9 protein-coding genes and 1 riboswitch are annotated in these 11,512 nt (G+C 71.8%); of the genes, 7 read left to right on the top strand and 2 right to left on the bottom strand.

Annotation, left to right across the window (positions count from 1 at the left end; all coding sequences use genetic code 11):
• The 3 genes from VNF07_06885 to VNF07_06875 form a co-directional block, all read left to right on the top strand.
• Nucleotides 1-1,858 (top strand): hypothetical protein (locus VNF07_06885; GenBank protein ID HVB05951.1); only part of this gene is annotated, 1,858 nt, incomplete at its 5' end.
• A 13-nt stretch (nucleotides 1,859-1,871) separates the two neighbouring features.
• The gene (locus VNF07_06880; protein HVB05950.1) at nucleotides 1,872-3,338 is read left to right on the top strand and encodes a hypothetical protein; all 1,467 of its coding nucleotides are present in this window, start codon (nucleotides 1,872-1,874) and stop codon (nucleotides 3,336-3,338) included.
• Nucleotides 3,339-3,360: 22 nt separating this feature from the next.
• Nucleotides 3,361-4,482 (top strand): hypothetical protein, encoded by a 1,122-nt coding sequence (locus VNF07_06875; protein HVB05949.1) that lies wholly within the window; start codon nucleotides 3,361-3,363, stop codon nucleotides 4,480-4,482.
• A 2-nt stretch (nucleotides 4,483-4,484) separates the two neighbouring features.
• Here the strand turns inward: VNF07_06875 and VNF07_06870 are convergent, their stop codons facing one another.
• Entirely contained in the window at nucleotides 4,485-4,871 is a 387-nt protein-coding gene (locus VNF07_06870) for a DUF4280 domain-containing protein (protein ID HVB05948.1), read from the bottom strand.
• A gap of 161 nt (nucleotides 4,872-5,032) precedes the next feature.
• Here VNF07_06870 and VNF07_06865 point away from each other — a divergent pair, with 161 nt between their 5' ends.
• Nucleotides 5,033-6,295, top strand: a complete 1,263-nt coding sequence (locus VNF07_06865) for a CBS domain-containing protein (GenBank protein HVB05947.1) — start codon at nucleotides 5,033-5,035, stop codon at nucleotides 6,293-6,295.
• A gap of 64 nt (nucleotides 6,296-6,359) precedes the next feature.
• Here VNF07_06865 and VNF07_06860 read toward each other — a convergent pair whose 3' ends face one another.
• Nucleotides 6,360-6,680 carry a glyoxalase superfamily protein gene (locus VNF07_06860; GenBank protein ID HVB05946.1) on the bottom strand — a complete coding sequence of 107 codons (321 nt, stop codon included), beginning with the start codon at nucleotides 6,678-6,680 and terminating at the stop codon, nucleotides 6,360-6,362.
• Nucleotides 6,681-6,834: 154 nt separating this feature from the next.
• Nucleotides 6,835-7,002: riboswitch (M-box (ykoK) riboswitch) on the top strand.
• A 218-nt stretch (nucleotides 7,003-7,220) separates the two neighbouring features.
• On the opposite strand from VNF07_06860, the gene VNF07_06855 reads away from it, so the two are divergent.
• Genes VNF07_06855 through VNF07_06845 form a run of 3 tightly spaced genes read left to right on the top strand, consistent with a single transcriptional unit; the run spans nucleotide 7,221 to nucleotide 10,892 of the window.
• On the top strand, nucleotides 7,221-8,849 hold the full coding sequence (locus tag VNF07_06855) for an NRAMP family divalent metal transporter (protein ID HVB05945.1): 1,629 nt from the start codon (nucleotides 7,221-7,223) through the stop codon (nucleotides 8,847-8,849).
• Between the two features lie 46 nt (nucleotides 8,850-8,895).
• On the top strand, nucleotides 8,896-10,185 hold the full coding sequence (locus tag VNF07_06850) for a glycosyltransferase family 4 protein (protein HVB05944.1): 1,290 nt from the start codon (nucleotides 8,896-8,898) through the stop codon (nucleotides 10,183-10,185).
• Nucleotides 10,179-10,892, top strand: coding sequence for a class I SAM-dependent methyltransferase (locus VNF07_06845; GenBank protein HVB05943.1), 714 nt, complete (start codon nucleotides 10,179-10,181; stop codon nucleotides 10,890-10,892). The genes VNF07_06850 and VNF07_06845 overlap by 7 nt, the downstream gene beginning before the upstream one ends.
• Nucleotides 10,893-11,512: the final 620 nt, after the last annotated feature.

The following is an 11,512-nucleotide window of genomic DNA, read 5'->3' as shown; positions in this document are numbered from 1 at the left end:
AAGCGCCTCGATCAACACCACCGTGCCGGTCACGATCTCGCTCGTGGGGGCCTTCACGGGTACGCCGACGACGTTCACCGCGACCTCGACGACCGCGTTCATCACGGACTCGACGCCCCAGTACACCTTCAACGGCTTCGGGGCCACGATCTGCCTGGGGTCGGGCACCGTGTACTTCGGCGGCACCAACTGCGGCAGCGGCGCGTTGCACGACACCTTCTCGAACATCGCGACGATCACCGGAGGCGCCGACAACGACACCTTCGTGGCGGCCTCCGGCAACTGGAACCTCTTCGCCGGGAGCGGGAGCGAGACGATCGACTTCTCGGGCGCCACCGCCGGAGTCACCGTCAGCCTCGCGAGCGGCAGCGTCTCGGGGGGCGGCTACACGGGCACGATGACCCTTCACAGCTTCGGCAGCGTCGTCGGCTCGCAGTACGCCGACTCGATCACCGGCTCGACCACGGTCCCGGGCGTGCTGAACGGCGGCGGCGGGAACAACACCTTCTTCATCTCCGGCGGCATGGAGGTCGTGAACGGCGGAACCGGCACGAACACCTTGGACCTCTCCAATGCGCTCTCGGCCATCACTCTCGACCTCACCCTCCACGGCTTCCAGAGCACCGGGGGGGCGGGCCTGCTCGAGGTCGTGCCCGGCACGATCCAGATCGTCATAGGCTCCCCCTTCGGCAGCAACATCCTCGGCTCCTCGGCAGTCACGACCATCACCGGCACCTCGTCCTCCTCGGACACGATCAACGCCGGCAGCGGCACCAACACCACCATCAACGCCGGCAGCGGCACCGACACGCTGATCGCTGGGAGCGGGACAGTGGTGATCAATGGCGGGAGCGGTGCGGACACCTACCAGCCAGGCTCGGGTTCGCTGACGATCAACGCGGGCAGCGGCACGAGCGGCCTCTCCTTCGCCAACGCCCCGGCCGGGGTGAAGGTCAACCTCTCGGGCACCTCGCAGACGGTGAACCTCCCCGATGCCGGAGTGGCGAGCGTGACGCTCCCACGCCTCAGCGTGTCGGGTGGTTGGGGGGGCTCGGTCGTGCTTCCCGCGAACATCACGACGGTCATCGGCTCACCCTTCGCCGACGTCATCATCGGCGTGACGGGTTCGATGATCGACGGCGGGACCGGCGCCGACGTGCTCGTCGGCATCGGCGGGGGTGTCACGATCAAGAGCGAAGGCACGGCGGTGATCGCGACGGGGCTGTCGGGGAGCCAGACCGGAAGTGACACCGTGACGTGCACGGGCGGCTCCTGCACGGTCGACTACGAGTGGATGACGCCCGACACCGCGAACGACGGGGTCACCGTCAACCTCCAGACCGGAGCGGCGCAGAAGTGCGGGTGGGCGCAGCTGAAAGCCGGTGAATCCGCCAGCTGTACCGCCTCGGGCACCGACACCTTGAGCGGGGTGACGACCGTCTTCGGCACGAGCGGGGCGGACAAACTCGTGGCCAACGCGGCCAATCAGACCCTGCAGGGGCTCGGCGGCATCAATATCGACAACAACCAGGACTCGATGACCGCGAGCTCCGCGGGCTACGACACCTTGGTAGGAGGAAACGGGGGAGGAGTGTTTCTCGGGAACGGCGGCGGCCACGACACCATGACCGGCGGCTCCGGGCCTGACACCTACTTCGCCCAGATCTTCAACGGCTCCGCCGAGACCACCACCCAGGCCTTCGACACGATCCAGATGGGCGGGCAGAACGACTTCGTCGAGGGCGACTCGTCGGACGCCTACAGCGGGCTGAGTAACGTCGCGCCTCAGACACTCGAGTACATCACCGGGTGGAACGGCTCAACGCCGATCGAGGCGCGGATCAGCCCGATACCGTGAAAAGAGTGGGCCGATGGCTTCAGTAATCGCGATCCTGCGCACCGAGCACCTGGAGATCACCCCGGGACGCTCGGTCGAGACGACGCTCACGGTCCACAACACCGGGACGATCGTCGAGCAGTTCACCGTCGCCGTCCTCGGCGAGGCCGCGGGCTGGGCGGGCGTCGAGCCCGCCGCGATCTCGCTCTTCCCGAACACCCAGCAGGACGTCACGGTCACCTTCGAGGCGCCGCGCGAGTGGCACATCCCGCCCGGCTCGGTCCCCTTCGGGGTGAAGGTGGTGCCGGCGAACGACCCCGAAGGCTCGGTCGTCGAGGAGGGCACCCTCGAGCTCGCCCCCTTCCAGGACATCAACGCCGAGCTGATCCCCGCCGTCGCCACCGCGAAGCGCAAGGGCAAGCTCGGGATGGCGATCGACTCGAAGAGCAACGTCCCGGTCCCGGTGGCGCTGCGCGGCCGCGACCCCTCGGACACCCTCGTCATCAACATCAAGCCCCGCCAGCTCGTGCTGCAGCCGGGGACGACGAGCTTCGCGAAGCTCACGATCGTCCCCCGCAAGCGCTACCTGCGCGGCCCCGAGAAGCAGGCGCGGTTCAAGGTCGGCGTCGAGCCCGAGGACGGCGAGCCGATCCTCCTCGACGCCACGCTCCTGCAGAAGGCGATGCTCCCGAAAGGGTCCTTCGCCGGCCTCGCGCTCCTCGCCGCGCTCGCCGGTTGGTTCCTCGTCATCCGCCCGACGGTGAAGAACGCGGCCGTCTCCGCGGTGCAGCCGGCCATCTCCTCCACCCAGAAGCAGACGGCCTCGGTCTCCCAACAGCTGACCAAGACCCAGGGCCAGGTGAGCGCGGTGAACAAGAAGGTGACCGCCGTCTCGACCGCCAAGGCGGCGACGACGACGACCTCGGCCGCCACCACGACGACCGCCGCCGCGACCACCACCACGGCGGCGACGGCCGGGAACTCCGGCTCGGGCTCGGGCTCCGGCTCCGGTTCGACGAGCTCGACGACCACGAGCGCTCCGACCACGACCACGACCACGACCACGACCACGCCGACGACGACCAGCGCCTCGACGACCACGACCACGACCACAACGCTCCCGGCCTCGGGCCCCTCGCTCAACATCGGGCCCTTCAACGACTCGTTGCCCGTCGTCGCCGCTCCCGGCCAGGTCCAGCAGGCCTCCTTCGTGATCCCCTCGGGTCAGACCTTCTCGCTCACCGACATCATCATGCAGAACGAGTTCGCGGTCGAGGGCAGTTCGCTGCAGGTCGGCATCCTCCCGCCGGGGGGGAAGACACCCTCGTACATCTTCGTGATGTCGCTCGCCTCGACGACGCCGGAGGACTTCTCGCTGAAGACGGGGATCAGCTTCCACCAGGGCGACACCCTCATCGCCAGCGTGAGCTGCGCGGCGGGGGGCACCCAGCCCTGCTCGACGACCGTGCTCTTCGACGGCACCGTGAACAACAACACGTGAGCCGGCGCTCCGGCGGGGCGAGGTGACGACCCCGGCCCAGGTCCGCGAGCTCGTCGAGACCGCCGACCAACGCTGGGAGACCCTCGAGGCGGAGGGGCGCACGTGGCAGGACCGCATCGCCGCCCGCGAGGCGGCGGTCGCGATGCGCCGCGAGCGCGGCGCGGTGATGCAGGTGCGGGCGCTGCGCGGCTCCTCGGTCCTCCCCCAGGGCCAACGCGAGCAGGGCTGGCACCTCTGGCGGGGCGGTGACGTCCTCGTCCGCAGCGAGTACGTGATCGGGCGGGAGCTGATCACCGTCGTCGGCCAGGGGCCCCGCTGGTGGCGGTGGTCGCCGACCCTCGGCCCGACGAGCGGCGGCGGCGTCGGTCGGCCCGTGCGCCTCATGCTCGGGCCCCCGGGGCTGCTCCTCACCCTCAGCGAGCTGCTCGGGCTGATGGAGTTCTCCAACGTCCGCTCGGTCACGGCGGCGATGCGGCCGGCGTTCAACTTCCGGGCCACGCCCGGCGCGGTCCGTCCGCGCGACCGGACGCTCCTGCGGGAAGCCGGCCCCGGCGCGGAGGAGTACGAGCTCACGATCGACGCCGAACGCGGCGTGCTGCTCGGCCTTTCGGCCTTCCACGGCGGCAACCCCTTCGTGCAGATGGAGGTGACCCGCGTCGTCTACGACGCGCCGGTGGCGCCGAACCTCTTCGCCCCCGAGAGTTCGGTCCCCGAGCACTTCGCCCCCGCACGCGCCGCGCAGCACGTCTCGCTCGACGGGGTGATGGAGAACCTCGAGTTCAACCCCCTCGTCCCCGAGCCCTCACCCTCCCCGGTGGCGCCGCACGTGCAGGTCTTCGAGGGCGACCGCCGCGGCCTCGGCCCCCGCCACGTCGTCTTTGCCTACGTCGTCGTCGACGAGCAGTTCGGCCGCGGCCAGCTGCGGCTCACCGAGGCGGCCAAGCCGCTCCTGCGCTCGGCGCACGACGACTGGCAGCCCGTCGCCGGTGTGGAGGTCTGTGATGAGAAGCACGGCCGGGTGCAGCGCCGGCGGGTCCGCAGCGAACGCGAGGGCGTGTACGTCGAGCTCGAGTCGTCGGTGCTCTCGCTCGCGCGGATGATGGAGATCCTCGACTCGCTCGTCCCCTACGACGCGCCCGAGTAGCGCTACTCGACGAGGATCTCGAACTGGCCGGGGTCCTCGATCACGATGACGCCGCCCCAGTCACAGATGCAGATCGAGGTGTCGTCGAGGGCGGGCAGGCCGCCCAGCATCGTGGTGACCGCACCGGGGAACCAGGGGTCGGTGACCATCGGCAGGCAGGGCATCGGGGTGAGCACCCCGAGCGCCGCCGCGGTGGCGGTGATCACCTCGGGGTTGAGCTCGCTCATGCACATCACGAAAGGCTCGATGTTGAGGATCGGGATCGAGTCCTCGATGTTCGCCGCCGGGAGGGGACAGAAGACGCCGGTGTCGGGGAGCACGTCCAAGACCGACGGCGACATCCCGAAGCTGCAGGTCATGATCGCCCCGGTGCAGACTTGGAAACCCATCCCGACCTCGCTTTCCCACGGGGAATCGTACTTCGCGGGGCGTGGCGACGACTGCCCGAGCCGCGGTGACGGGCGGGGGAAGGATGGCTCGTCGGCCGTCGGCCGGGTCACTACGATGAGGGCGTGGGTAAACCGAGCCCCTCGTGGGACGTAGCCCGCTGATGGCTCCAGAGATCCTGCACCTCTCGAGCATGGTCCACAGCCCGCTGCTCGATCGACGGGGTGACCGCATCGGCCGCATCGAGGACCTCATCGTCCGCCCCGGGGCCTCGGACCATCCGGTCGTCGGCGGCTTCGTGGCGAGCATCGGCGGGCGGGAGCTCTTCGTCCCGATCTCCCTCGTCTGGGAGCTGCGCCCGGGGCGGGTGCAGCTGCAGGGCGAGACGCTCAACCTCGGTCGCTTCGAGCGCCGCGCCGGCGAGCTGCTGCTCGTGCGCGACCTCGCCGGCCGCCACCTCATCAACCTCGTCGGGGCGCGGCTGATCTCTGCGAACGAGATCGAGCTCGCCTGCGTCGAGGGCACCTGGCAGGTCGTCGGCGTCGACCCCTCGGGCCGCGGGACGCTCCGCCGGCTCCTGCCGCGGCCCCTCGCACGCCGCGTCGGCCCCGGCAAGATCGTTGACTGGGCGAGCATCCAGCCCTTCTTGAGCCACGTGCCGACGGCCCGCCTGCGCATCCCCTACCGCAAGCTCGCGAAGCTGAAGCCGGCACAGATCGCCGACCTCGTCGAGGCCGCCTCCCACGAGGAGGGCGAGGAGATCATCGCCGCCGTCGGCCAGAACAACCGCGAGCTCGAGGCGGACGTCTTCGAGGAGCTCGACGAGGAGCACCAGCGGGAGTTCCTCATGAGCCGGAGCGACGAAGAGGCGGCGAGGCTGCTCGCCACGATGGAGCCCGACGACGCCGCGGACCTCATCGTCGACCTCGACCAGGAGCGGCGGATTCCGATCCTCGAGGCGCTACCGGCGCCCGTGCAGGCAAAGGTGCGGGCGCTCCTCAACTACAACCCCGAGACGGCCGGCGGCCTGATGACGCCGGACTTCCTGCTCCTCGCCGCGAGCGCGACCGTCGGCGAGGCGCTCGCCGCGCTGCGGGAGAGCAAGCTCCCCGAAGACGCCCTCGCAACGGTCTACCTCAAGGACGACGAGGGCGGCGTCGCCGGGATCGTGACCGCGGTCCGGCTCGTGAAGTCCGACCCCGCGGCGCGCCTCGCCGCCGTCGCCGAGAGCGACCCGGTCGTGCTGCGGACCGACGCCGACGTGCACGCCATCCAGCGGCGGATGTCGGACTACAACCTCTCGGCGCTCCCCGTCGTCGACGAGGAGCAGCACCTCGTCGGCGTGATCACCGTCGACGACGTGCTCGAGCTGCTGCTGCCGACGGGCTGGCGCCGCGACTACGGGATGACCGGCACCGGGGAGTGAGCCGCTGCGCCGCTCGCGGCGCTCCACGCCGACCGCGGAACCTCGCGGTGGGGCCCGGGCCCCCCTACGGGCGAGGAGTTGCGATCCGCAGCCGGTTTCCGTCGGGGTCCTCGAGGTCGCACTCACGGCCGGCCAGGCCGTCCTGGTCGATCGCGACAGCGAACTCCTCCGCCACCGCTTCGATGTCGTTGACGTAGAGGTGGATGAGGGTGCCGGGGCGTGCGTCACCCTGGTGCTCGGACAGGTAGATGCGGGCCCGCCCCCTGGCCACCGACACGAACCAGGGGAAACCCGGCTCGAATTGGTGCTCCCACTCCTTGGTGAAGCCCAGCCGGGCGTACCAGGCGATCGCGCGCCCCGCATCCTCGACGCGGAGCACGGGCACGACCGCCTCTTCTGCGGCACGAGGATATTTCCCCGAACGCGGTGGTCGCCCCGCGGCTCGGCGGCTCCCGGGGCACGCCGCGCCACGCCGGCCATCCCTCCGGAGCGTCTCGCTGCGGCGTGTGACGCCGAGGCGGTACCCTTTCGGCGCAAGAGCCGCACCTCGTTCGGTGAGGCGGCTCGTCGGACACAGGCCACTGACCCCACCTGTCGAGAGACACTCCGGGTCAGGACAGTCCACCCCGGACGAAGGGGTGGTCCAAAGTGGCTGGTCGCAAGACCTACGCCGGCGGGTGCCGAAGCTCTGACGAGAGAGGTGCGCCGCGACGCGTCGCGGCGATTCCGGTGCCCGCCGGGAGCCACCTCCCTCCGAGGTGAGGCGGAGACGGGCCGATGGAAGGAGAGGCACTGAGCGCCGACTGTTGGTTACCCGACCAGCCTGACGCGCCGGACGCCGAGGGAGCCGAACTGCAGTAGCGGCCCTCCCCGGACGCGGCGCGCGAGCACATGCCGCCGTACCCCGAGGGGAGGTGAACCGCCCATGACCGAGGACACGCGCCAGCGCGCCGACGCGCCGCGCCCGACAGACGAGCCCGCCACGGAGATCCGCGGCGCCTTCGGGACGGTCCGGGAGGACGAAGGCGGCCGCCGCCCGCTCCGCCGGCGACTGCTGAACCTCCTCGCCGTGGTCGGCCCGGGGATCATCGTGATGGTCGGCGACAACGACGCCGGCGGCGTCTCCACCTACGCGCAGGCGGGGCAGAACTACGGCCTCACGCTGTTGTGGACGCTGCCGCTCATCATCCCGGTGCTGATCGTCAACCAGGAGATGGTCGTCCGCCTCGGCGCGGTCACCGGTGTCGGCTACACGCGGCTGATCAGCGAGCGCTTCGGGAAGCGGTGGGCGCGCTTCTCCGTGGCCGGCCTTTTGGTGCTGAACTTCCTCACGATCGCGACCGAGTTCGCCGGGATCACCCTCGCCCTCGGCTACTTCGGGGTGAGCCGCTACCTGAGCGTGCCGCTCTCGGCGGCTGCGCTGATCGCGATGACGACGTCGGGGAGCTTCCGCCGCTGGGAGCGCTTCATGTTCGTCTTCGTCGTCGCCAACTTCCTCGTGATCCCCCTCGTCGTCTTCGCCCACCCGCACCTCGGGCCGATCGTCCACGGGTACACCCATCCGGCGGTGCTCGGTGGGGTGAACTCGACGGCGCTGCTGTTCATCATCGCCGTGGTCGGCACGACCGTCGCCCCCTGGCAGCTCTTCTTCCAGCAGTCGAACATCGTCGACAAGAAGATCACCCCCCGCTTCGTGAACTACGAGCGCGCCGACACGGTCCTCGGCTCGGGGGTGACGGTGCTCGCCGCGACGCTGCTCATCGCCAGCACGGCCTTCGCCTTCATGGGCCACCCGCACCTCTTCGGCCACTTCACCGACGGGCTCGGGGTCTCGCGCGGCCTCAACGCGACGCTCGGCAACGGCGCCGGGGCGCTCTTCGCGATCGTTTTGCTGAACGCCTCGATCATCGGCGCGGCGGCGGTCACCCTCACCACCACCTACGCGGTCGGCGACCTGTTCGGGATGCGCTCCTCGCTCGACCGCAGCTTCGGCGAGGCGAAGCAGTTCTACGCCTTCTTCACCCTCCTCGTCGTGGTGGCGGCGGGGATCGTGCTCATCCCGCACGTGAACCTCGGGCTGTTCATCCTCGCGGTGCAGGCCTTCGCGGGGATGCTCCTCCCCTCGACGACGATCTTCGCCCTTTTGCTCTGCAACGACCGCGAGGTGCTCGGGCCGTGGGTCAACCGCCCGTGGCTGAACGTCCTCGCGGGCATCGTGATCACCGTGCTGCTCGGGCTGTCGATGATCCTCATGCTGACCACGGTGGACTCGCAGGTCCCGACGAGCGTGCTCGGCGCGATCCTCGTCGTCTTCTTCCTCGCCGGGATCGTCGTCGGGATCCTCCTCGGCCGCCACAGCGCGATCGAGGAGCGCACCCTCGGGCCGGTCGGCCGCCAGGGACGCGAGCACTGGCACATGCCGGCCGCCGCCCTCCTCGCCCCGATGGCGATGACGCGCGGCCGCAAGGCGGTGCTGCGCGGCCTCATGGGCTACCTCGTGCTCTCGATCGTCCTCCTCCTCGCGAAGGCGATCTCGCTCGGCCTCGGCCACTGAGAGCGCCGCGGTTGCGGCCCGGGCGGCGAACGGGCAGCGTGTGCGCGTGACTGCGACGGACCGAGGGGAGGCGCGCGGCTCGCAGCGGCCGCTGCGCGTCGCCTTCCTCGTCTACCGGGGCAACCCGCACTGCGGCGGCCAGGGCGTTTACACCCGTCACCTCACCGCTGCGCTCTCCCGCCTCGGCCACGCCGTGACGGTCTTCGCCGGCCAGCCCTACCCCGAGCTCGCCGACGGGGTGGAGCTCGTGCGCGTCCCCTCCCTCGACCTCTACCGCGACGCCGACCCCTTCCGTCGGCCGCGCCGGCGCGAGCTCACCTCGGCGGCCGACCTGCTCGAGCTGGCGACGATGCGCAGCGGTGGCTTCGGTGAGCCGCGGACCTTCTCGCGGCGCGTCGCCGCCGAGCTCGCGCGGCGCGCCGGCGCCTTCGACCTCGTGCACGACGACCAGTGCCTCGGCGACGGCCTGCTCGGGGTGCTCGCCGCGGGGACGCCGGTCCTCGCCTCGATCCACCACCCGATCGCGATCGACCGCGCCGTCGACCTCGCGCACGCCGAGGGGCGGCTGCGGGCGCTCTCGGTCCGCCGCTGGTACGGCTTCTCGGCGATGCAGCGGAGGGTGGCGGGGCGGCTGCCGCTCCTGCTCACCGTCTCGGAGTCGTCGCGGCGCGACATCGTGCGCGAGATGGGCGTCGCCGACGAGCGCCTCGTCGTCGTCCCCGTCGGCGTCGACACCGCGATCTTCCGCCCCCTCCCCGGCGTCGCCCGCGCGCCGGGGCGGCTGATCACCACGGCGAGCGCGGACGTGCCGCTGAAGGGGCTCGTGCCCCTCCTCGAGGCGCTCGCCAAGCTGCGCGTCGAGCACGAGGAGGCGCACCTCGTCGTGATCGGCCGGCCGCGCGCCGAGAGCGGCGTGCCCGCGACCCTCGAGCGGCTCGGCCTCGCCGACGCGGTGACCTTCTTGAGCGGGATCTCCGACGAGGAGCTGGTGCGCGAGTACGCACGCGCCACCCTCGCGGTGGTGCCCTCCCTCTACGAGGGCTTCTCGCTCCCCGCGGTCGAGGCGATGGCCTGTGCGGTCCCGCTCGTCGCGACGACCGGTGGGGCCCTTCCCGAGGTGGTCGGCCCCGACGGTGGGACGGGGCGCCTCGTCGCCCCCGACGACCCGGGCGCCCTCGCGCTCACGATCGGCGGGCTCCTCGACGACGAGGCGGCGCGCGCCCGCCTCGGCGCGGCCGGGCGCGAGCGCGTCGCAGAGCGCTTCAGCTGGGAGCGCTGCGCCGAGGGGACGGTCGCCGCCTACCGTCGCCTGCTCGCGGGGAGCCGCGGTTGCTGACCGTCGAGCCCTCGCTCCTCAAGGTGCTGCCGGGGGAGCGGGTGCTCGACCTCGGCTGCGGCGGCGGCCGCCATGCCTACGCCTTCCTCCGCGAGGGCGCGGAGGTCGTCGCGCTCGACGCCTCCCTCGAGGAGCCACCCGCCGTCGCGGCGATGGTGCGGGCGATGCGCGCCGCCGGGGAGCTGGCCGCGACCCCGGCCTCGGCGGCGCTCTCCGCTGATGCCCGTCTCCTGCCCTTCGCGGCCGCGAGCTTCGACGTCGTCGTCGCCTCCGAGGTCCTCGAGCACCTGGCCGACGACGGGGCCGCGATCGCAGAGGTGCTGCGGGTGCTCCGCCCCGGCGGCCGCCTCGCCCTCTCGGTGCCGCGGCGGGGCCCCGAGCGGGTGAACTGGGCGCTCTCACGGGAGTACCACGGCGTCGAGGGGGGCCACCTCCGCATCTACCGCCGGCGTGAGCTCGAGGCGCGCCTCGCCGGTGCGGGCTTCCGCCTCCTCGCCCGCCGCTACCGCCACGGGCTGCACTCCCCCTACTGGTGGCTGCGCTGTGCGGTCGGCGTGGGACGCGAGGACCACCCGCTCGTCGCCGCCTACCACCGCTTCCTCGTGTGGGACATCGTCGCCCGCCCGCGCCTCACCCGCGCCCTCGACGCCGTGCTCAACCCGCTGATCGGCAAGAGCCTCGTCCTCTACCTGGAGCGGCCGGCGTGAGGCGCGCCCCCGACCGCGGCGCGCTCGCCTCCTCGATCCTGCGCGCGCAGGCACCTTCGGGGATGATCTGCTGGTTCCCGGGCGGCCACGCCGACCCCTGGAACCACGTCGAGGCGGCGATGGCGCTCGCCGTCTCCGGCCGGCGCGCCGCGGCGACCGCCGCCTACCGCTTCCTCCTCGCGAGCCAGCGCGCCGACGGCAGCTGGCCCGCCTACACCGCGGCGGACGGCTCGGTCGAGGAGGCGCGCGCCGACACCAACGCCTGCTGCTACCTCGCGACGGGCCTCTGGCACCAGCACCTCGTGACCGGCGACGCGCAGCTGCTCGAGGAGGCCTTCCCGGCGATGGAGGCCGCCCTCGACTTCGCGCTCGGCCACCGGCGGGCGGGGGGCCTCCTCTCCTGGAGCGTCGAGGGGGAGGCCGGGGCGCCCGCCTCGCTCCTCGCCGCGAGCTGCTCGGTCGTGCGCAGCCTCGAGGCCGCGCTGCGGGTCGCGGCGCTGCTCGGGGCGCGCCGCGACGAGTGGGCGGCGGCGCGCGCCGCGCTCGCGGCGGCGGTGCGCGCGCCGGCGGGGCGCTTCCTCGACAAGGGCGAGTTCGCGATGGACTGGTACTACCCGGTC

The sequence above is a fragment of the Acidimicrobiales bacterium genome, from assembly GCA_035533595.1.
Lineage (GTDB): Bacteria > Actinomycetota > Acidimicrobiia > Acidimicrobiales > Bog-793 > DATLTN01.
Note: the sequence above shows the minus strand (reverse complement) of the source record. Positions and strands in the feature narration are given on the sequence as shown.

Coding starts and splice junctions, on each gene's coding strand:
- VNF07_06880 (HVB05950.1), top strand. CDS start 1,872: ATGGCTTCAGTAATCGCGATCCTGCGCACCGAGCACCTGGAGATCACC.
- VNF07_06870 (HVB05948.1), bottom strand. CDS start 4,871: ATGGGTTTCCAAGTCTGCACCGGGGCGATCATGACCTGCAGCTTCGGG.
- VNF07_06865 (HVB05947.1), top strand. CDS start 5,033: ATGGCTCCAGAGATCCTGCACCTCTCGAGCATGGTCCACAGCCCGCTG.
- VNF07_06855 (HVB05945.1), top strand. CDS start 7,221: ATGACCGAGGACACGCGCCAGCGCGCCGACGCGCCGCGCCCGACAGAC.